This window comes from Comamonas sp. 23 (assembly GCF_049601575.1).
Classification (GTDB): Bacteria; Pseudomonadota; Gammaproteobacteria; order Burkholderiales; family Burkholderiaceae_C; genus Comamonas; species Comamonas squillarum.
Window position 1 is genome coordinate 3,602,713 of record NZ_CP187127.1, and the last position, 21,586, is coordinate 3,624,298.

Consider the following 21,586-nt stretch of genomic DNA (forward strand, 5'->3'; position numbering starts at 1 on the left):
ACTTTGAACAGGTTCTTAGCGCCATGCCTTTGGTGCACTAAACCTTGGCCCGTTGACGGGTGATCCTCCACCCACCCTTGCCACTTTTGCAAGCCCTCTTGGAGGGCTTTTTTCTTGCACAGCGCGGCATGCGCCGCTTCTCGCAGCAGCCCGCGGGGTTGTAAGCTTGTATGAGGACTCGGGTGCTAGGATTGCGGCTCGCAACACAACCCTGTCTCTATCTGATGTCTCCGCTGAACGGTGCGCAAGCCGCGCACGCCACTCCGCTTGCAGGAAAGCTCTCCAACCGCGCATTCAACGCCCTGGCCCGCCACAACATCACGACCGTGGAAGAAGTCATCGCCGCCTATCCCGAGCGGCTGCTCAAACTGGCCGGCTTTGGCCTGCAGTCCCTGCGCGAGGTGGAGGCCGTTTTCTTTCCAGGTCAGTGCTATCTGGCTGAACTCAAAGATGGGCAACGCCCCACCAAGAAGATGCATGGCGCCCCGCTGGCTGCCTTGGGCCTGGCCACGGCGGCCTGAGCCGCTGACGGGCCGATATGCGATCCCCATATCGCCATCGCCAGCGCCAGCGTGTGCAGCATGCCCCAGGCCAAGCTGACCTGCTCAACAACGAAGCGGCCATCTCGCAAGGAGACAGCGCCTTGTAACGCATGCGGCCCATAGCCCCGCACCGCCGACGCCAGCGCAGCCTCAGCATGTACATGCGCCCAGCGATCAACAGGCCGCCCACTCTGGGGCTATTTCGCTGCAGCAAAACGCACCAAACGCTGAATATGCGCCCCCTTGATGGCTGCGGTATTCGGATGCGGTCGGGGAAGTATTTATGGCGCGCGATGAAACCATCAGCATATCGTGCTCTGTAAGATACTGCGATAAACACATCTGCATGGAGCTAGAGCATGGCAGCACCGCAATGGTTGAATCGCGCATCACGCCTTGTCGCCGCATCGCTTTTGGGGGCGGTCAACGCCGTTGCGGCTCCCGCTTCGCCTCCGCAACCCTATCCCGACGCTGCAGACAGCGACCCCGTCAAACTGGGCTGGATGGTGGGGTCGCCGCCGCCTGCAGACCGCATTCTGCGGTTTGACGACGGCTCGTATTTCCAATTCCCGGCGATGCGCTGGAGTGTCTCGCACTTTCGCGAGCTGATGCCGACCGTCAATATCTCGCGAGGACTGCGGCCTGCCGCTACGCTGCGCAGCGCCTTGCGCGATGATATTGACGGCGTGGAATTCAAGCGCCTCGATACCGGTGAAACAATGCGCTGGCGGGACTCACTGGCCGCCAACTACACCGACGGCATCGTCGTGCTGCACAAGGGCCGCATTGTTTACGAGCGCTATGCCGGCGCACTCCGGCCCGATGGCCAGCATGCGGCGATGTCGGTCACCAAGTCCTTTGTCGGCACCTTGGCAGCGATGCTGGTCGCAGAGGGGACACTGGACCCCAACCGCAAGGCCGCAGACTATGTGCCCGAACTCGCCATGTCTGCCTTTGGCAGCGCCACGGTGCGCCAGGTGATGGACATGACCACCGGCATCCGGTTCAGCGAAGACTATGCCGACCCCCAGGCAGAGGTCTGGGCCCATGCGACCGCAGGCAATCCACTGCCCAAGCCCAAAGACTTCACGGGCCCGCGCAGCTACTATGAGTTTTTACAAACGGTCCAGCCGCAAGGCATGCACGGTGAGGCATTTGGCTACCGCACCGCCAATACCGATGCGCTGGGTTGGATCATTGCGCGCATCAGCGGCCAGTCCGTCGCGCAGCTCTTGTCCAGCCGCATCTGGAGCCGCCTGGGCGCCGAGCAGGATGCCTATATGTCCGTCGACGCGACCGGTACCCCATTTGCCGGCGGCGGCTTGAACACGGGCCTGCGAGACCTGGCGCGCTTTGGCGAGATGGTGCGCAACAACGGCTTTTTCAATGGCCAGCAAATCATCCCTGCAGCCGCGATCGCCGACATCCGCCAAGGCGGCAAGCCTGCCGACTTTGCCAAAGCCGGCTACGCCCTCTTGCCGGGTTGGAGCTACCGCAATATGTGGTGGGTCACGCACAATGCCCACGGCGCCATTGCCGCACGCGGCGTGCATGGGCAGGCGCTCTATATCGATCCGACAGCAGAGATGGTCATTGCAAGATACGGCTCGCACCCGGTGGCTGCTAATGCGGCAAATGATCCGACGTCATTGCCTGCGTTTGAAGCGCTGGCGCGGCATTTGAAGCAACACCCGCGTTAGGAATATTGAGATTTCGTGGCGAAAACCTTGCCACCCTCTGCAAAAAGAGGCCAGGAATGAAAAAACCGCCCAGAAGGCGGTTTGTTCAAAATAGAAACCTTGGAGAGGTTTCATACCAAATCCCTGTTATCCTGAAGTCTGGTTCTCTTCAGAGGGAAAATTTGGTAGGCGCGATTGGACTCGAACCAACGACCCCCACCATGTCAAGGTGGTGCTCTAACCAGCTGAGCTACGCGCCTGTCGTTGAAGACTCAAATTATAGCCAGAAAAAACGGCCCAAATGGAAAGTTGAGGCTTTTTTTGAAAATAGTGCTTTTCGGCCCTATTTGCGGCGCACCGAGCGCACGCCCGATACCGTCGCCACAGAGGCCAGCACCTTGGCCAGCTTGCCCGAGTCCGACACCTCTACAGTGAACGTCATCCAGGCAGTGCCTTTGACAGACTGGGTCTGCACACCGATCACATTGGTCTTGTCACGCGCGAACAGCTCAGAGATGTCACGCAGCAGGCCCTGGCGGTCGTGGGCCTCCACGGCCACATCGACGGGGTAGACCGCTTCGGTCGAGCGCTGGCCATGGGTGGGCAGGCCCCACTCAACATCAATGCTGCGCTCGGGATTGCGGGCGCACATCTCGCGGAAGTTGCTGCAGTCGTGGCGGTGCACGCTCACGCCCTTGCCCCGCGTCACAAAGCCCCCGATGCGATCGGGCGGTGCGGGCTTGCAGCATTTGGCCAGTTGGGTCATCAGCGAATCAACGCCCACCACCAGCACGCCGCCCTTGCCCGAGCCCTCGGTGGCCTTGCGCGGGCGGCTCAGCACCATTTCATCATCGGCCTGCAGGGGCTCCGGGGGGCGCAGGATGTTCTCAATGGTGCGCAGTGACAACTCGTCCTTGCCCACCACCTCAAACAGTGCCTCTGCGGTCTTGAAGCCCAGCTGGTCGGCAAGGTCATCGTGCTTGAGCGCCGTCTTGCCTTCGCGCTGCAAGAGTTTCTCGACCAGTTCGCGGCCCCGGCTCACCGTCTCGTGCATGACCTGGGCATTGAACCAGGCGCGCACCTTGGCCTTGGCGCGCGAGCTGACCAGGTAGCCCAGCTCGGCATTGAGCCAGTCGCGCGATGGCCGCCCTTCCTTGACGGAGACGACCTCCACCGTCTGCCCGTTTTGCAGCGGTGTGTTGAGTGGCACCATCTGCCCATCGACCTTGGCACCCCGGCAGCGGTGGCCCAGATCGGTGTGCACCGAATAGGCAAAGTCCACCGGTGTAGCGCCCTGGGGCAGCTCAATGACGGCGGCATTGGGCGTCAGCACATAGATATGGTCGTCAAACAGGCCACTGTCCTGGGTCTGGCCGACCATGTCCTTGCGCCAGGCCAGCAGCTGGCGCAGCACCGCAATCTTGGCGTCGTAATCACTGGTGGCAGATACGCCGGCATAGCCCTTGGTGCCCGCTTCCTTGTAGGCCCAGTGGGCGGCCACACCGTTTTCGGCATGGTCGTGCATGGCCTGGGTGCGGATCTGAATCTCGATGGCCTTGCCGTGCTCGTCCCGCACCACCGTGTGCAGCGACTGGTAGCCATTGGGTTTGGGCCGGGCGATGTAGTCGTCAAACTCCGACTCCACCGGGCTGAAGGCCTCGTGCACGAAGGACAAGGCGGCATAGCAGTCCTTGACCGTGGGCACCACCACGCGCAGCGCACGGATATCGAAGAGCTGGTCAAAGCCCAGCGACTTGCCGCGCATCTTCTTGATGATGCTGTAGATATGCTTGGGGCGGCCAGCGACTGTCGCGCTGATGCTGTGCGCGCGCAGGTCGGATTCGAGCCGCTCGCGCAGGCCCACCATATAGAGCTCACGCTCGACCCGGGTCTCATCGAGCAGCTTGGCGATCTTCTTATAGGTATCGGGCTCCAGAAAGCGGAAAGCCAGGTCCTCGAGCTCCCACTTGATCTGCCAGATACCCAAGCGGTTGGCCAGCGGCGCAAAAACCTGCAGGCTCTCGCGCGCCACCGCGGGCGACACGGGCCCCTTGGTGGCCGCATACCAGCGCAAGGTTTGCAGGCGTGATGTGAGGCGCAGCATCACCACGCGCAAGTCGCGCGAGAACGCCAGCAGCATCTTGCGGATGTTCTCGGTCTGCGTAGCCGGGTCATCGACCAAGTGGCCGGCATCGGCCTGGCGCGCTTGCGCCTGCACCTTCATCAGCGCCACGGTCTCCACCGCCAGCACCGCATAGCTCTCGCCAAAGGCTTTGCCGATGACTTCGCGCGGCTTGTTCAGCTGCTCACTGGTGTGTACCAGATAGGCAGCCGCCTGCATCGCTTCGGAGCCACCAATGTGCTTGAGGATGGAAGCGACGGCATCAGCGTGCTGCAGTGCGTTCTCGCCCGTATCCAGGGTCTCCTCGGCGATCAGCGGTACGGAAAAAGCGCGCGCCCGGGCCAGCACGTTGTCTTGCATCGGCAAGGCATTGGCAGTGGCAGCCACCAGCGGGGAGACGGGCTCCGGGGGAAGATATTCCGCGCCTGGCGCGGGCTGAGCGACTGCCGTAAGACTTTTCATGTTGTCACCACCATCACACCCCCTCCGGGGCGTGCGCTACGCACCGCATAAAAAAGCCAGCACGGCAGCCGTTTGATCAAAAGATACCAAGGTGGGCGCATGGCCGACACCGGGGAACTCCACCACCCGCGCCTTGGGGCCGCGTTCCGCCATAGATTGGGCCGTTTTCGCAGAAAGCAAGTCTGAATCTGCACCCCGCAGCACCAAGGTCACAGCCTCGATCTGGTCGTAGAGGCGCCACAGCAGTTGCTCGCCGGCGGCAGCCATCTCTGGGGTCATCGCCTGCATGGGCTGCGCAATGGCGGGGTCGTAATGCAGGCGCACACTGCCGCCAGCTTCGGGCCGCAGCATCGGGCGCGACAGCGCCAGCCATTCCTCATCGCTGTGCGGGCCAAAACCCTTGGAGAGCTGGCCCATGGACGCAACCGCCTCTTGCTCGGAGCCATACAGCATGTGCTGGCCCACATAGCTGCCAATACGTGCCAGCGCAGAGGCCTCGATGGTCGGCCCCACATCATTGAGCACCAGGCGGCGGATGGGTGCGGGCATCAGGGGCCGGATGCTGGGCTCGCCGGCCAGGCCAATGCCGATGAGGCCACCCATGCTGGTGCCCACCCAATCGAGCTTGCCAATGGGCGCTGCGCCGTGCACCTGCTGGAGCAAGGCCAGCATGTCGGCCACATACAAGGGGACCTGGTAGCCGGCCGGGTCTTCCAGCCAATCGCTGTAGCCGCGGCCCACCACATCCGGGCAGATCACCCGCGCCTGCAGCGACAGCTGCCGCGCCAGCACATCAAAATCACGTCCTTGCCGGGTCAGGCCATGGGCGCAGACGATCACATGCGGGTGATGCAGATCGCCCGTATCGTTCCACTCCCAATAGGCCATCCGGTGCGTGGCACCCTGGCGACCCGTGTCCGTATTCCCCGCCACCGCACAGGTGACATACTGCAAGCGTGGATCTTGGTACATGGCCCCTCTTATATAGAAGAACGCAGCGCTACCGGGCGAACCGTGGCTGGGGTTTGCCTTAGGATGGATGCATGCGTTTGCATGAATACTAACCGAGTAACTGGAGATATTGGATGTTGAAAGCAAAAACAGCGCTCGTCACCGGATCGACGAGCGGTATCGGATTGGGGATTGCCAAGGCGCTGGCGCGCCAGGGCGCCAACATCATCTTGAATGGCTTTGGCGACGCAGAAGGGCCCATCAAGGAAGTGCAGGACGTGATCACCAGCAGCGGCTCCGGCGCTCGGGTGGGCTACCACGGCGCCGACATGAGCAAGGCTGCCGACATCGAGGCCATGTTTGCCTATGCAACGCAGACCTTTGGCCGGGTGGACATCCTGGTCAACAACGCCGGCATCCAGCATGTATCCAACGTACAGGACTTTCCGGTCGAGCGCTGGGATGCCATCATCGCCATCAACCTCACCAGCGCCTTCCACACCAGCCGGCTGGCATTGCCGCCCATGCAAAAGTCGGGCTGGGGCCGCATCATCAATATCGCCTCGGTCCATGGTCTGGTCGGCTCGGCCGGCAAATCCGCCTATGTCGCCGCCAAGCACGGCATTGTGGGCCTCACCAAGGTGACCGCGCTGGAGAACGCCGCCAGCGGCATCACCTGCAACGCCATCTGCCCGGGCTGGGTGCTCACGCCCCTGGTCCAAAAGCAGGTCGATGCCAAAGCTGCCCAAATGGGTGTCAGCAATGAAGAGGCCAAAAAGCTGCTGCTGGGCGAGAAGGAGCCCTCGATGCAGTTCACCACGCCCGAAGAGCTGGGCGAGCTGGCCGTGTTCTTCTGCTCACCGGCCGCCAACAATGTGCGCGGCGTGGCCTGGAACATGGATGGCGGCTGGGTAGCGCAATAAAGTGCAATAAGGCGCAATATGGCGCAATGACCTCCAGCCTGGGCCGCCAGCCCAGCGACACCCAGGCGCGAAAGCGCCTTTTTTCACGCCCATGATCGCCAATGCATTAAACGCATAGATATGAAACATATCCAGGAAAGGGCGATCCAGCATCCTTAAAAGAGGCAATCTCAGCAAAAAATGCAGGAAAAAGTCGATTTTTGGCGTAAGAACCGTCCTCCCATACTGCATATGTAACGCAAACTTTGTAACCATGGGTCAAAAAAGCGGTTCGAGTTGCGCATTTTTCGCAAAAACCGGTCAAAATGTAAAAGTTACATATCAACCGGAGGATTCCACCCATGGTTACAGCAACCAATCGCGTCGACAAAATCTTGGTCGTTGATGATGACGCACGAATTCGCGATCTGCTGCGCCGCTATCTGTCGCATGAAGGCTTTGAAGTCATGATTGCCGAGGATGGCAAGGGCCTGCAGCGCATCTTGCTGCGTGAGACCGTGGATCTGATCGTGCTCGATTTGATGATGCCCGGTGAAGACGGACTGTCCATCTGCCGCCGCCTGCGCGCCAGCAACGACCGCACCCCCATCATCATGCTGACCGCGAAGGGTGAGGACGTGGACCGCATCGTGGGTCTGGAAGTCGGCGCCGATGACTACATCGGCAAGCCCTTTAACCCGCGCGAACTGCTGGCCCGTATCCACGCCGTGCTGCGCCGCCGCCCACCGCAAGAAGCGCCGGGCGCGCCATCGGGCGAGAACGAGGTGGTCAACTTCGGCCCCTTCACCTTTGACATGAGCACCCGCGTGCTGACCAAGGACGGCGAAGAGCTTCCCCTGACCACTGGCGAATTCGCGATGCTCAAGACCCTGGTGCGCCACCCACGCCAGCCGCTGTCGCGTGAAAAGCTGGCCCTGCTCGCGCGCGGCCGCGAGTTCGAGCCCTTCGACCGCAGTCTGGACGTGCAGGTTTCACGCCTGCGCAAGCTCGTCGAGGTCGACCCGGCAGCTCCTCGCTATATCCAGACCGTCTGGGGCGTGGGCTATGTGTTCGTACCCGATGGCGCCAACTGATTGTTGAGCCTGGCGCCCCAAAAACCGCCCCAGCTTGGCTGCGGGGCGGTTTTTTTATACCCCCACTGCCGGGCACAGCATGGTGTCCCGCCCGCTTTACAGCGAGAATGTACAGGCACTTCCGGCCTTTATTGACCCGACTTTTCTACACGCACACGGCCATGGCTCCCACCCCTGTTAACGACGCCGACCAATCCGGTCTGGCCCCTCTGGATGGCAGCGCCGCAGCGGCCGCGCACAGCAACAAGCGCACCCGCGTCGGCCTCAATCTTTTTTGGCGCACTTTCTTTTTGCTCGCCATCTTGCTGACCGGCAGCATCCTGGCCTGGGTGCAGACCCTGCGCTCGCTCGAGACCGAACCCCGCGCCATCCAGACGGCCCAGCAGATCGCCTCGCTGGTCAACCTCAGCCGTGCGGCGCTGATGCACTCCGATGCCATCGCCCGCGTCTCCCTCGTCAAGACCATGGCCGACCAGGAAGGCGTGCGCATTGTGCCGCGTGAGCCCAAGGATGTGTACGAGTCCATCGACAACTCCACCCCGCTGGGCGCGCGCCTGACGCAGGAAGTGACCAAACGCCTGGGCCCCAGCACCATCGTGGCCAGCAGCGTCAATGGCGAAGAAGGCCTGTGGGTGGGCTTCACTATCGATGGTGACCAGAACTGGTTCCTGATCGAGCCCTCGCGCTTCAACCCGGCTGGCGGCAAGACCTGGCTGGTGTGGGTGCTGACGGCCGCAGCGCTGTCGCTCGCTGGTGCAGCGGTGATCGCAGGCCTTATCAACCGGCCACTCAAGCAGCTGTCCAGCGCCACCAACCGGCTGCGCGAAGGCGACTTTGCCGCGCAACTCGACGAAGATGCCGTCACCAGCGAAATCCGTGAAGTGAACATCGGGTTCAACCGCATGAGCGAGCGCCTGTCCAAGCTCGAGCAAGACCGCGCGGTCATGCTGGCCGGCATCTCGCACGACTTGCGCACGCCGCTGGCCCGCCTGCGGCTGGAGACCGAGATGAGCGTGTTCGACCAGGTCGCGCGCGAGCACATGGTGGCCGACATCGTGCAGCTCGATGCCACCATCGACAAGTTCCTCGATTACGCCCGCCCCGACCATGCCGCCAAGCTCGCGCCGGTCAATGTCTACGGCGTCGTGTCCTCATGCGTCTACGCCGTGCAGGACCACCAGGAGCTGCAGGTGCACATGAAAGTGCCCGAAGAGCTGATGGTCAATGCCGATGAGATCGAGCTCTCGCGCGTGCTGTCCAACGTGCTGGAAAACGCCCGCCGCTATGGCAAGACGCCAGGCGCCTCGCACACCCGCGTGGACATCACCGTCAAGTTCAGCGAAAGCACCGTCACCATCCGCATGCGCGACCATGGCCCGGGCGTCTCCAAGGACCAGCTGAGCAGCCTGACCAAGCCGTTTTACCGGGGTGACACAGCCCGCACGGCAGCCGCTGGTGCGGGCCTGGGTCTGTCGATCGTCGAGAAAACCGTGCAGCGCATGGGCGGGCGCTTGAGCATGGTCAATGCCTCGGATGGCAGCACGGGCCTGGTCACCAGCATCTACCTGCGCCGCGCGCCCGACCAGGCCATCGGCAAGGAGCCCAAGCGCCGCCTGCTGCGCCCACAGATCAAGCGGCACCTGCCGGGAGCCCCTACCAACCTGGCCGATCTGCAATAAGCCCCCTCGCCTGCCAGCGGCACGCGCCGCTGGCACAAAGCCACGTCTGTGCATAGAATGCAGGCACCCCGTTGCCCGCCTAGGAGTTGACATGCAAGCCCAGTGCCTTTGCGGTGCGGTCCATGTGACTGCCCCGACTGTCCAAGATGTCCATGTATGCCATTGCAGCATGTGCAGGCGCTGGGGCGAGGGCCCCGCCTTCACCTTGCATGGCGGCACCGAGGTGGAGTTGACGGGCCCCGTCACCCGCTATGCCTCCTCCCCCTGGGCCGAGCGCGCCTTTTGCAGCCATTGCGGCACGCATTTGTTCTACCGCCTGCTGGCCACCAACGAGCATTTTCTGTCGGCTGGCCTGTTCCAGGACGAGGACGGCATGCGGCTGGCCTCGCAGATCTTCATTGACGAAAAGCCTGCCTATTACGACCTGGCCAATGACACCCCCAAGCTCACTGGGGCGCAGGTGTTGGCGCAGTACGAAGAGACCTGAGCTGGTGCCTCACGGCAAGAAAGGATGACCGCCTCTCGCGGGCCGTCATCCTTTCTTGCCAGCGCTTGACTTAGGCCTGCTCGCCAGCCCGCACCAGCAGCACCACCGCACGGGCTTCCATCGCCGCACCCTGGCCTACCGGGCCCATCTTCTCGGCCGTTTTGGCCTTCACATTGACCTGGGTTTCATCAATGCCCAAGGTCTTGGCAATAGTGGCCCGCATCGCAGGAATATGCGGCGCCAGCTTGGGCGCCTGGGCAATGACGGTGCTATCCACGTTGTTGACCTGCCAGCCTTGGGCCGCCACACGGCGCATGGCCTCGGCCAGCAACACGGCCGAATCGGCACCCCGGAAAGCGGCATCGGTATCGGGAAAGTGCGATCCGATATCGCCCATGCCAGCGGCGCCCACCAAGGCATCGGTGATCGCATGCAGCAGCACATCGGCATCCGAATGGCCCAGCAGGCCGGTGGTGTGCGGCACCTGGATGCCGCCCAAAATCAGGTCCCGGCCGGGCACCAGCGCATGAATATCCCAACCCTCACCAATGCGCATTTGCAGCATGTGTATCCCTTATCTCGTCCGTTTACATCCGTACCCCAACGCGAGCCACCACAGGCCCGCCTAAGGAGCCGAGGCTGTGCAGCGCGTCGCCGGGGATTCAATCAAAAAGTGCCGCCACCTGGCTGTCGCCGCTGGCCATGCGCTGCAGCAGCAAGGCCTCGGCCAGCGCAAAGTCATCGGGGAAGGTGACCTTGAAGTTAAAGCTGCTGCCCGGCACCAGCCGGGGCTGCAAGCCCAGCGCCTCGATGGCACTGGCTTCGTCGGTCACATCGTTGCAGCGCTCCAGCGCTTCGAGCAGCGTACCGATGCGGAACATCTGCGGCGTCTGCGCCAGCCACTTGTCCACCCGGGGCAAGGTGCTGCTGACGCGGCTTTGGCCATGGGCATCGGTGGCAGCGGCCTTGAGTGTATCGGGCAATGGCAGTGCCAACAGGCCCCCCACCGTATCGGCCGCACATTCCTGCATCAGCTGCTCGATCTGGCCGGGCTTGATCAGGCAGCGCGCCGCATCATGCACCAGCACCCAGTCATGGGGCTGGGCCCCCAGGCCCGAATCACCCAGCAGGCTGCGCAGACCGCCAGCCACGGTATCGGCCCGGGTGGGGCCTCCGCAGGCGCTGATGGCAAAGCCCGGGCGCTGGTAGCGCTGCAAAAAATCATCGCCCGCGCTGACACCGACCAGCACACCCGAGAGCGGCTTGGCCGCCATGAAGGCGGCCAAGGTATGCAGCACCAGCGGCCAGCCCGCCACCTGTTGGTACTGCTTGGGCAGATGGGCGGGGCGCGCGGCATCCACCGCACGGGCGCCCACGCCGGCACATGGCAAAAAGGCCCAGAATTTGGCCACCACCTCCTGGCGCATCTCGCCCAGCGCCTGGGTCTGGGCGCCCGGGTCAGCCGGCAAGACGGCTGCTGGCACCGTCACCGGCGCAGCCACCTCGGGTGCAGCCCTGGGTACAGCAGGGATCAATTCGTTGCGGGTGGTCTGGTTCATGGGGGTATTTTAGAATGGAGCGGTTGCACGGTGCTGTCAGCCAGACCCGTGCTTTTGCTGTTTATTAAGCGCCCAGGGGCGCCCTTGTAGGGGGTGGCCTTGGCTGCACAGGCCCAGGCGCGGCATGCCGCCCCGGGCTGTCGTCCGTGTATGGACTGGTTCGGACCCCTATGGAACTCCCCAAACTCAACGCCGGAAAACGTTTTCAACTGCCCATGCCCCCGGGCAGCGCCGATGCCTTGCTGCTCGCGACCTTGGCCACCCGCGAGGCCGCAGCGCAGCGTGTCACGGCCATCATCACCGCTGACGCGGGCGATGCCCACCGCTTGCAGGACGAGCTGGCGTTTTTTGCCCCCGAGCTGCGCATAGCCCTGTTCCCGGACTGGGAAACCCTGCCCTACGACACTTTCTCGCCACACCAGGACCTGATCAGCGAGCGGCTCGCTGCGCTGTGGCGCATCAGCCAGGCCGAAGCCGATGTGGTGCTGATCCCGGCCACCACGGCGCTGTACCGCCTGGCACCGCCCTCCTTTTTGGCGGGCTACACCTTTGCGTTCCAGGCTGGGCAAAAGCTCGATGAGGCGCGCCTCAAGGCCCAGCTGACGCTGGCCGGCTACAACCATGTCTCCCAGGTGGTGAGCCACGGCGAGTACTCGGTGCGCGGCGGCCTGATCGATCTGTACCCGATGGGCTCGCTCGTGCCCTACCGGGTCGACCTGTTCGATGACGAGATCGACTCCATCCGCACCTTTGACCCCGACACCCAGCGCAGCCTCTACCCGGTCAAGGATGTGCGCTTGCTGCCCGGGCGCGAGTTCCCGATGGATGACGAGGCCCGCACGCGCTTTCGCAACAAGTGGCGCGAGATGCTCGAAGGCGACCCGACCAAGAGCCGCATCTACAAGGACATGGGCAACGGCGTGGCCACGGCCGGTATCGAGTACTACCTGCCGCTGTTCTTTGAGGAGACCGCGACCGTGTTTGATTACCTGGGCAGCCAGGCCACCTTGGTGCTGCATGGCGATATCGAGCCGGCCTTCCAGCGCTTTTGGCAGGACACACGCGACCGCTACCGCCTGGTGCAGGGTGACCCCGAGCGCCCGGTGCTACCGCCCGACAGCCTGTTCCTGAGCCCCGAGCAGTTCTACGCCACCGCCAAGCAGATGGCCCAGCTGTCGCTGCGTCCGCAGTTGGAAGACGTGGAGCACAGCGCCATCTTCCAAAAGCTGGGCGACCTGGCTGTGGTGCGCGGCGCCGAGGACCCGCTCGCCAAGCTGCAGCAGCACATTGCCCAGCGCCAGGCCCGCACCTTGCTGCTGGCCGAGAGCGATGGCCGGCGCGAGAGCCTGCTCGACTTCTTCCGCGCCAGCGGCCTCAACCCGCCAGCCTTTGATTCGCTGGCCGAGTTCCAGCAGACCACGGATGAGCCCGTCGGCATTGCCACAGCGGCGCTCGCCAAGGGCTTTCGCTGGGCCGAGCAAGGCATTGACTTTGTCACCGAGACCGAGCTGTTTGCTGCCACCGGCGGCGCCCGCCGCAAGCGCCGCCAGGAGCAGGCCAGCGATGTCGAGGCGCTGATCAAGGACCTGTCCGAGCTCAAGGTGGGCGACCCGGTCGTCCATGCCCAGCACGGCATCGGCCGCTACCATGGCCTCATCAACATGGATGTGGGCCAGAAGAACCCCGATGGCACACCGGCGCTGCAGGAGTTCCTGCACCTGGAATATGCCGACAAGGCCGTGCTCTATGTGCCAGTCAGCCAGCTCGCGCAGATCAGCCGCTACACCGGCGTGTCGGCCGAAGAGGCCCCCTTGCACAAGCTGGGCAGCGGCCAGTGGGAAAAGGCCCGCCGCAAGGCCGCCGAGCAGGTGCGCGACACCGCCGCCGAGCTGCTCAACATCTATGCCCGCCGCGCCGCCCGCGAAGGCCATGCCTTCCGCTACAGCCCGCAGGACTACGAGCAGTTCGCCAACGACTTCGGCTTTGAGGAAACCGCCGACCAGCGCGCCGCCATCCATGCGGTGATCCAGGACATGATCTCGCCCCAGCCGATGGACCGTCTGGTTTGCGGCGATGTGGGCTTTGGCAAGACCGAGGTCGCCTTGCGCGCGGCCTTTGTGGCCGTCACCGGGGGCAAGCAGGTGGCCCTGCTCGCGCCCACCACCTTGCTGGCAGAGCAGCACTACCAGACCCTGGCCGACCGCTTCTCCAAGTGGCCGATCAAGGTGGCGCTGGTGTCGCGCTTTCGCTCGGGCAAGGAAGTGAACACCACGATCAAGGGGCTCGATGACGGCACCGTCGACATCGTTGTCGGCACGCACAAGCTGCTGTCCGAAAAAACCCAGTTCAAGAACCTGGGCCTGCTGATCATCGATGAAGAGCACCGCTTTGGCGTGCGCCACAAAGAGGCGATGAAGGCCATGCGGGCCGAGGTCGATGTGCTCACGCTGACGGCCACCCCGATTCCGCGCACCATGGGCATGGCGCTCGATGGCCTGCGCGATCTGTCAGTGATCGCCACCGCGCCGCAGCGCCGCCTGGCGATCAAGACCTTTGTGCGCAGCGAAGGCACCGGTGTGATCCGCGAAGCCGTGCTGCGTGAGTTGAAGCGCGGCGGCCAGTGCTACTTTTTGCACAACGAGGTCGAGACCATCGAGAACCGCCGCCAGAAGCTCGAAGAGATCCTGCCCGAGGCCCGCATCGCCGTGGCCCACGGCCAGATGCCCGAGCGTGAGCTCGAGCGCGTGATGCGCGACTTTGTGGCCCAGCGCTACAACATCCTGCTGTGCTCGACCATCATCGAGACCGGCATCGACGTGCCCAGCGCCAACACCATCATCATCAGCCGCGCCGACAAGTTTGGCCTGGCGCAGCTGCACCAGCTGCGCGGCCGGGTGGGCCGCAGCTACCACCAGGCCTATGCCTATCTGATGGTGCCGGACTTGGACGGCCTGACCAAGCAGGCTGCGCAGCGCCTCGAAGCCATCCAGCAGATGGAAGAGCTGGGCAGCGGTTTTTACCTGGCCATGCATGACCTGGAGATCCGGGGCGCGGGCGAGGTGCTGGGCGACAACCAGAGCGGCAACATGATGGAGATCGGCTACCAGCTCTACAACGAGATGCTGTCCGAGGCCGTGCGCAGCTTGAAGGAAGGCAAGGAGCCCGACCTGCTCAGCCCCCTGTCTGCTGCCACCGACATCAACCTGCATGCCCCGGCGCTGCTGCCCAACGACTACTGCGGCGATGTACACCTGCGCCTGTCGTTCTACAAAAAGCTGGCGACTGCCAAGACCAGCGAGCAGATCGACCACCTGCTCGAAGAGATCGTGGACCGCTTTGGCAAGCTGCCATCGCAGGCCCAGACCTTGGTGGATGTACACCGCCTGCGCGTGCTCTGCGAGCCCTTTGGCGTGCAAAAGGTCGATGCCGCGCCCGGTGTGATCAACATTACCTTCCACCCCAACCCGCCGATCGAGCCGATGACCATCATCGGCCTGATCCAGAAGAACAAGGCCATCAAGCTGGCGGGCAACGACAAGCTGCGCATCGAGCGCGCGCTGCCCGAGGTCAAGGACCGCGTGCAGATGGTGCGCGATGTGGTGCGCAGCCTGGGCAAGCCCGTTTCGGCCGCTCCGACCGCTGTGGCCACGGCCTGAGCGGCCTTTGCCCATCCCGCAGCCCGTTTATCATTCCCCTACCCTCACCCCTCAAAAGCTCCCATGAGTGCCTCTACCGAATTCGCCCCTGGCCTGACGATCCAGAACCTGGCCACGCCGCAAAAGCTGTCCGACTACAAGCTGATCGCGTTCGACATGGACTCGACCCTGATCACCATCGAGTGCATCGACGAGATCGCCGACATCACCGGCAAGAAGGCCGAGGTGGCGGCGATCACCGAAGCGGCGATGCGCGGCGAGATCACCGACTACAAGGACAGCCTGCGCCAGCGCATGGCCCTGCTCCAGGGTGTGCCCATGGCCGCGATCGAGCGCGTGCTGCAAGAGCGCCTGACCCTGACCCCCGGCGCCAAGACCCTGGTAGATGCGGCGCATGCGGCCGGCCTCAAGGTGCTGCTGGTCTCGGGCGGCTTCACCTTTTTTGCCGACCATGTCAAAAGCCTGCTGGGCATCGACTTTGTGCGCGCCAACCAGTTCGAGGTCAAGGACGGCCAGCTGACCGGCGGCCTCATCGACCAGAGCTGGGGCGATATCTGCGACGGTGAAGAAAAGCGCAGCACCGTGCTGGGCCTGGCGTCGCTGATGGGCATCACGCCCGAGCAGGTGATTGCCGTGGGCGATGGCAGCAACGACCTGCCGATGATGCGGGCCGTGGGCCTGTCGGTCGCCTTCCACGCCAAGCCGCGCGTGCGCGCCGAAGCCAAGGTGGCGATCAACACCGGCGGGCTCGATCGCCTGCTGGAAGTGCTGGGCTGATAGCCCCGGCCGATCCGGCCGCACAACAACGGGAGCCATGTGCTCCCGTTTTCCGTTCTGTCCCAGCCGCTGGGCCATCTCATCTAAAACCCCAACACCCAACCCCAGCTTAGGCAGCGCGCCCTGCCGCCAGGGCCCAAGCACCCTACACTCAGTCACTTGCATGTAACACCAAGTGAAGCGCTATGAACACCCGCTCCTGGCTGGAAAAGCTGGTCGCATTCGACACCACCAGCCGCAACTCCAACCTCGCCCTGATCGAAACCGTGCGTGACGCACTGGCCCTCCAGGGTCTGAAGGCTGAGCTGATCCACTCACCCGAAGGCGACAAGGCCAACCTGTTTGCCACCCTGCCTGCCGATGACGGCAGCACCCAGGGCGGCATCGTGCTGTCGGGCCACACCGATGTGGTGCCGGTCGACGGCCAGAACTGGGACAGCGATCCCTTCAGCCTGACCGAAAAGGAAGGCCGGCTCTACGGCCGTGGCAGCGCCGACATGAAGGGCTTTATCGCCGCATCGGTCGCGCTGGTGCCCGAGTTCCTCGCCATGCCGCGCAAAAAGCCCATCCACCTGGCGCTGTCGTATGACGAGGAAGTGGGCTGTGCAGGCGCCCCGGTGATGCTGCGCGCCTTGAAGGCACGCGGTCAGCAGGCCGATGGCTGCGTGGTGGGCGAGCCCACCAGCATGCAGGTGGTGGTCGCGCACAAGGGCATCAACCTGTACCGCTGCAAGGTGCATGGCAAGGCAGCGCATTCGTCGCTGACCCCCAAGGGCTGCAATGCCATCGAGTACGCCGCACGCCTGATCTGCCATATCCGCGATGTGGCCGACCAGTTCAAGGCCAACGGCCCCTATGACGAGTTCTATGACGTGCCGTTCACGACCATGACCACCAACCAGATCTCGGGCGGCATCGCCGTCAACACCATCCCCGAGCTGTGCGAGTTCAACTACGAGTTCCGCAACCTGCCGGGCATGACGGCCGAGAGCATCCAGGCCAAGGTGCAAAGCTATGTGACCGGCGAGCTGCTGCCGCGCATGCGCCGCGAGTTTGCCGATGCCCGCATCGACATCGAAACCGGCCCCGCCGCCCCCGCGCTGGAAGCGAGCGAGCAAGCGGCCATCACCGCGCTGGTGCGTGCGCTGACCGCCGACCAGGCCACGCGCAAGGTGGCCTATGGCACCGAGGCAGGCCTGTTCCAGAACCTGGGCATCCCCACCGTCGTCTGCGGCCCCGGCAATATCGAGCAGGCGCACAAGCCCAACGAGTTTGTCGAGATCAGCCAGCTCGAGGCCTGCGAGCGCTTCCTGCGCAAGCTGGGCCAGTCGCTCTGATTTAAAATACGCACTGCGGCTGCAAGGCTTGCCACCGAGCCCACCCTGCCCCAGGGTGGGCTTTTTATCTTCTGCCAGAAACCGGCGCCAGCGAATGCTGCTGCAGCCTTCACGTACCATTGCGCCCATGAGCACCCAATACGAAGCCCTCAAAGCCCCCGAGCTGTACCTCAGCGCCTTCCAGGTAGAGCCCCCTGCAGAGATGGGCGAGCGCAAGATGACGCCGCGCCGGCCCGGCTTCTTTATCACCACCAGCCTGACAGGCGCCACCGATGCCGAGAACGCCGCGCGCAAGGCGGCCCTGGCCGAGCAGGCTGCTGCAGAAGCGGCAGCGAGCGGCGCCCCCGCCGATGCCGAGCCCGCGCCCGCTGCTGCGCCGCTGGTCACACCCCGCCTGCTGGTGCCCGCGCAATGGGGCCTGGTGCCGCACTGGGTCAAATCGGCCTCCGATGGCCAGCTGCGCGCCACCAAGCTGGTGAATGTCAAATCCGACAACGCCTCCACCAGCACCGCCTTTCGCGATGCCTGGCTGAACAACCAGCGCTGCATCGTGCCGATGATGGCCTTTGTCACCGACGACTACCGCACCGGCAAGGCCAAGCCCACGCGCATTGCCCGCGTTGACGGCCTGCCGATGGGTGTCGCCGGCATCTGGTCCCGCTGGACCGACGACAACGGCACCGAGCTGCTCAGCTACGCGATCATTACCGTCAACGCCAATGCCCATGCGCTGATGAACCGCTACCAGCAGCCCGGCAACGACAAGACCATGCCCGCCATCCTCAACGAAGGCGCCTATGACGCCTGGCTGCGTTCATCGGCCTACAAGGCCAAGGAATTTCTGCGCGCCTACCCCGCGCAAAAGCTGCTGGCCAACCCGGTGGAGAAGGGCCGCAAGAATCCGCTGGGCATCTGATTGCCGCTGCCCGCCGCGCTAGCCACGCGGATGGTGCTGGCTGTGCAGCACCTTGAGGCGCTCGCGCGCCACATGGGTGTAGATGGTGGTGGTGGAGATATCGGCATGGCCCAGCAGCAGCTGCACCACGCGCAGATCGGCGCCATGGTTGAGCAGGTGCGTGGCAAAGGCATGGCGCAAGGTATGCGGGGACAGCGGCGCAGTGATGCCAGCGCGCTGCGCATATTTTTTGACGATCATCCAGAACGCAACCCGCGTCATGCCGCTGCCGCGCTGGGTGACAAACAGGTCCGCGCTTTGCCGCCCCGCCAGAATGGCGGGCCGGCTCTCGGCCAGGTACTGCTCCAGCCACTGCTGGGCCACCTGGCCAAAGGGCACCAGCCGCTCCTTGCTGCCTTTGCCCACCACGCGCACGATGCCGTCGGCCAGGCTGAGCTGCACGCTTTGCAGCTCTACCAGCTCCGACACGCGCAGGCCGCTGGCATACATCAGCTCCAGCATCGCGCGGTCGCGCAGGCCAAGCGGGTTGCCGGCGTCGGGCGCTTCGAGCAGGGCCTCCACCATGGCCGAGGTCATCGTCTTGGGCACGCGCAGCGGCTGGCGCGCTGCCAGCATGCGCAACGTGGGATCGGCGCTGATCAGCGACTCGCGCAGCGCCCAGTGGAAAAAGCGCCGCAGCACTGTGAGGCGCCGGTTGGCCGTGCTGGCCTTGTCGCCCATGCGCGTGGCAAAAAAGGCCTGCAGCTGGGCCTCATCGCTGCGCTCAAGCGGCTGGCCGGGGTGCTCCTGGGCGAGCCACTGGCCGTACAGCGCCAGGTCGCGCCGGTAGGCCGCCAAGGTGTTGCGCGCCAGGCCGTCTTCGAGCCACACCGCATCGATAAAGCGGTCAATCACCGGGTGCGCCGCAGCAGTGCGGGCCGGGTCGGCGGCAGGGGCTGAAGGGGCTATCGGGGGTTTTGCAGATCGTGGAGCGCTTGCCATGCCCGGCATCATGGCATGAAAAAAGCCGCCGGCTTGCGCGGGCGGCTTGGGACTTTATGAGTCGGGATCAGTCCAGCTTCAGGTCCTGCTTCTTGACCACGTCCTTGTAGACGTCGAACTCGGCCTTGATCTGCTCGGCGAACTGCTCGGGCGTGTTGCCCACCACCAGCGAGCCGGTGTCTTCGATGCGCTTCTTCACCGCAGGGTCGGCCAGCACCTTCTTGGTGGCGGCATTGATGCGGTCCACCACATCCTTGGACACGCCCTTGGGCGCGAGGATGCCGTAGAAAGCCATGCGGTTCACCGGCTCCAGGCCCACTTCCTTGAAGGTCGGCACATTGGGCAGCACCGCCAGGCGCTCGGGCGCGGCCACGACGATAGGCACCAGACGGTTGTCCTTCACAAAAGGCAGGGTCGAGGGCAGGTTGTCCAGGATCATGTTGACCTGGCCGGCCACCGTGTCGTTGAGTGCCGGGCCCGCACCGCGGTAGGCGATGTGGGTCATCTGGATGCCGGTCAGGCTCTTGTACAGCTCCATCAGCATGTGCTGAATGCCGCCGGTGCCGGACGACGAGTAGGCGTACTTGTTGGGGTTCTTCTTGAGCTCGGCCTCGAACTCCTTGTAGTCCTTGGCTGGGAACTTCGGGTTCACCGCAATGATGTTGGGCGTGGCCGCCACATTGATGATGGGGGTGAAGTCCTTGATCGGGTCGTAGGAAATCTTGGGGTTGATCGCCGGGTTGGTGGCCACCGTAGAGACGGTCGCAATGCCCAGGGTGTAACCGTCGGCCGCTGCGCGCACCGTCTCCACCGCACCGATGGTGCCGCCCGCACCACCCTTGTTGTCCACCACCACGGGCTGGCCCAGCTCCTTGCCCAGGGGGTCAGCGATCACGCGCGCAATGATATCGGTGGTGCCGCCAGCTGCAAAAGGAACGATCAGGCGAATGGGCTTGTTAGGGTATTTTGTATCGGCCAGAGCGCCAGTGCTCAAGGTGGCTGCGGCAGCAGCGATCAAGGTCAGGCCCACGAGAGAGCGACGTTGCATGATGAATCTCCTCATTTGAAATGGTGTGGCCGTCGTTCGCGTGCCGGTGGATGACCCGCATGGCGCACGGCCACGTAATGCTTTTTCAGCACAGCGCGTTTATACCGGATTAATACGTCCGCAACCGTGCTGCAACCGCACAAAAAGCGCGTGATTTCCCTAGGATTTCCCTAGAAAAGCGCACGCGCTTTGAGGCAGAACAGACGAGGGACGGGGATCAGTCCAGCTGGATGCCCTGCTTGTCCACCACCGCCTTGTAGGCCGCGTATTCGTCCTTCATCTGCTGGGCAAACACCTCAGGCGTCGTGCCCAGAATGTCCGAGCCGGTCTCTGCGATGCGCTTTTGCACGTTCGGGTCTTCCAGCGCCTTTTTGGTGGCCGCGTTGATTTTGTCAACTATCTCCTTGGGCAGGTTCTTGGGGCCGACGATGCCGTAATAGGCACTGCGGTTGACCACGGGAACGCCCACTTCGGTGAACGTGGGGATGGACTCCAGCCCGGCCACGCGCTTGGGCGCGGCGACCACGATGGCGCGCAGGCGCTTGTCGCGGATAAAGGGGTAGGCCGAGGGCAGGTTGTCAAAAATCATGTTGACCTGGCCGGCGACCGTGTCGTTCAGCGCCGGGCCGCCGCCCCGGTAGGGAATGTGCACCACGTTCACGCCGGTTTCGGACTTGAGCATTTCCATCAGCAAATGGGCAATGCTGCCGGTGCCGGGCGTTGCATACGAGTACTTGCCGGGGTTCTTCTTGAGCTCGGCAATGAACTCCTGGTAGTTGGTGGCCGGAAAGCTCGGGTGCACCGCAATCACATTGGGCGTCGCCGCCACATTGATGATGGGTGTGAAATCGCGCTGCACGTTGTAGGGCATCTTGGGGTTGACGGCCGGGTTGGTGGCCGTGGTCGACACCGTCGCGATGCTCAGGGTGTAGCCATCGGGCTGGGCACGCGCGGCTTCGGCCGCGCCCACGGTGCCGCCGCCACCGCTCTTGTTGTCCACCACCACCGGCTGGCCGAGGGCCTTGGACAGCGGCTCCGAGATCACGCGCGCCACGATGTCGGTGGTGCCGCCTGCGGCAAACGGCACGATCAGGCGGATGGGCTTGTTGGGATAGGGATCAGCGGCCAGGGCAGCGCTGCTGCCCAGCGCCAGTGCCATGGCCAGGCACAGTCGGCGTTTCATCATGGTGGAGGTCTCCTCGGGATCTGGGGCGCTGGCTGGGGCCAGCTTGGACGTAGCTCCCATGCTAGCGGTGTTGCCTGGCGGTTCTGCCCCAAAGCGCGCCGCGGATGGCCCGTGTTTTCCCGCATCGGGGAGGCGGATAGCGCAATTGGCAACTGCTTTGGCAGGGCTTGCACCCACACGGTGGCGACAGGGCACGGGCAGGGGCCAG

General features: G+C 63.9%; 17 protein-coding genes and 1 tRNA gene. 10 read left to right on the forward strand and 8 right to left on the reverse strand.

The genetic code is table 11. From position 1 onward, the window contains the following. Positions 1-224 precede the first annotated feature (224 nt). On the forward strand, positions 225-521 hold the full coding sequence (locus ACPEE1_RS16365) for a DNA-directed RNA polymerase subunit alpha C-terminal domain-containing protein (protein ID WP_165841128.1): 297 nt from the start codon (positions 225-227) through the stop codon (positions 519-521). A gap of 380 nt (positions 522-901) precedes the next feature. Then, on the forward strand, positions 902-2,242 hold the full coding sequence (locus tag ACPEE1_RS16370) for a serine hydrolase domain-containing protein (RefSeq protein WP_423933934.1): 1,341 nt from the start codon (positions 902-904) through the stop codon (positions 2,240-2,242). Between the two features lie 162 nt (positions 2,243-2,404). Here ACPEE1_RS16370 and ACPEE1_RS16375 read toward each other — a convergent pair. The 3 genes from ACPEE1_RS16375 to ACPEE1_RS16385 form a co-directional block, all read right to left on the reverse strand. Next, positions 2,405-2,481, reverse strand: a tRNA-Val gene (locus ACPEE1_RS16375). Between the two features lie 83 nt (positions 2,482-2,564). Continuing rightward, positions 2,565-4,805: a RelA/SpoT family protein gene (locus ACPEE1_RS16380; protein WP_409935141.1), complete on the reverse strand. Its 2,241-nt coding sequence runs from the start codon at positions 4,803-4,805 to the stop codon at positions 2,565-2,567. Positions 4,806-4,841: 36 nt separating this feature from the next. After that, positions 4,842-5,777 (reverse strand): alpha/beta fold hydrolase, encoded by a 936-nt coding sequence (locus ACPEE1_RS16385; protein WP_243419261.1) that lies wholly within the window; start codon positions 5,775-5,777, stop codon positions 4,842-4,844. A 113-nt stretch (positions 5,778-5,890) separates the two neighbouring features. Here ACPEE1_RS16385 and ACPEE1_RS16390 point away from each other — a divergent pair, with 113 nt between their 5' ends. The 4 genes from ACPEE1_RS16390 (at position 5,891) to ACPEE1_RS16405 (ending at position 9,918) form a co-directional block, all read left to right on the forward strand. Next, positions 5,891-6,679: a 3-hydroxybutyrate dehydrogenase gene (locus ACPEE1_RS16390; RefSeq protein WP_260719168.1), complete on the forward strand. Its 789-nt coding sequence runs from the start codon at positions 5,891-5,893 to the stop codon at positions 6,677-6,679. Between the two features lie 341 nt (positions 6,680-7,020). After that, on the forward strand, positions 7,021-7,752 hold the full coding sequence (ompR, locus tag ACPEE1_RS16395) for a two-component system response regulator OmpR (protein WP_021027409.1): 732 nt from the start codon (positions 7,021-7,023) through the stop codon (positions 7,750-7,752). Between the two features lie 161 nt (positions 7,753-7,913). Next, positions 7,914-9,431, forward strand: a complete 1,518-nt coding sequence (locus ACPEE1_RS16400) for a sensor histidine kinase (protein ID WP_116924990.1) — start codon at positions 7,914-7,916, stop codon at positions 9,429-9,431. 91 nt (positions 9,432-9,522) lie between these two features. After that, positions 9,523-9,918 carry a GFA family protein gene (locus ACPEE1_RS16405; RefSeq protein WP_116924989.1) on the forward strand — a complete coding sequence of 132 codons (396 nt, stop codon included), beginning with the start codon at positions 9,523-9,525 and terminating at the stop codon, positions 9,916-9,918. A 70-nt stretch (positions 9,919-9,988) separates the two neighbouring features. On the opposite strand, the gene ispF is transcribed toward ACPEE1_RS16405, so the two are convergent. Then, positions 9,989-10,474 (reverse strand): 2-C-methyl-D-erythritol 2,4-cyclodiphosphate synthase, encoded by a 486-nt coding sequence (ispF, locus tag ACPEE1_RS16410; RefSeq protein ID WP_116925242.1) that lies wholly within the window; start codon positions 10,472-10,474, stop codon positions 9,989-9,991. A 106-nt stretch (positions 10,475-10,580) separates the two neighbouring features. Beyond that, positions 10,581-11,345, reverse strand: a complete 765-nt coding sequence (locus ACPEE1_RS16415) for an IspD/TarI family cytidylyltransferase (protein ID WP_116925241.1) — start codon at positions 11,343-11,345, stop codon at positions 10,581-10,583. 302 nt (positions 11,346-11,647) lie between these two features. Here ACPEE1_RS16415 and mfd point away from each other — a divergent pair, with 302 nt between their 5' ends. From mfd to ACPEE1_RS16435, 4 genes are all read left to right on the forward strand, one after another. Beyond that, on the forward strand, positions 11,648-15,133 hold the full coding sequence (gene mfd / locus ACPEE1_RS16420) for a transcription-repair coupling factor (protein ID WP_423933941.1): 3,486 nt from the start codon (positions 11,648-11,650) through the stop codon (positions 15,131-15,133). A 63-nt stretch (positions 15,134-15,196) separates the two neighbouring features. Further along, entirely contained in the window at positions 15,197-15,910 is a 714-nt protein-coding gene (gene serB / locus ACPEE1_RS16425) for a phosphoserine phosphatase SerB (RefSeq protein ID WP_182345294.1), read from the forward strand. Positions 15,911-16,095: 185 nt separating this feature from the next. Then, positions 16,096-17,247 (forward strand): acetylornithine deacetylase, encoded by a 1,152-nt coding sequence (gene argE, locus ACPEE1_RS16430; RefSeq protein WP_116924986.1) that lies wholly within the window; start codon positions 16,096-16,098, stop codon positions 17,245-17,247. Between the two features lie 127 nt (positions 17,248-17,374). Further along, the gene (locus ACPEE1_RS16435) at positions 17,375-18,163 is read left to right on the forward strand and encodes an SOS response-associated peptidase (RefSeq protein WP_116925240.1); all 789 of its coding nucleotides are present in this window, start codon (positions 17,375-17,377) and stop codon (positions 18,161-18,163) included. A gap of 18 nt (positions 18,164-18,181) precedes the next feature. Here the strand turns inward: ACPEE1_RS16435 and xerD are convergent, their stop codons facing one another. The 3 genes from xerD to ACPEE1_RS16450 form a co-directional block, all read right to left on the reverse strand. Next, on the reverse strand, positions 18,182-19,144 hold the full coding sequence (gene xerD, locus ACPEE1_RS16440; protein WP_423933945.1) for a site-specific tyrosine recombinase XerD: 963 nt from the start codon (positions 19,142-19,144) through the stop codon (positions 18,182-18,184). A gap of 67 nt (positions 19,145-19,211) precedes the next feature. Beyond that, complete coding sequence (locus ACPEE1_RS16445) at positions 19,212-20,192, reverse strand: tripartite tricarboxylate transporter substrate binding protein BugE (RefSeq protein WP_027011016.1); 981 nt, start codon at positions 20,190-20,192, stop codon at positions 19,212-19,214. 217 nt (positions 20,193-20,409) lie between these two features. Further along, positions 20,410-21,375 (reverse strand): tripartite tricarboxylate transporter substrate binding protein BugE, encoded by a 966-nt coding sequence (locus ACPEE1_RS16450; protein ID WP_116925238.1) that lies wholly within the window; start codon positions 21,373-21,375, stop codon positions 20,410-20,412. Between the last annotated feature and the right edge of the window lie 211 nt (positions 21,376-21,586).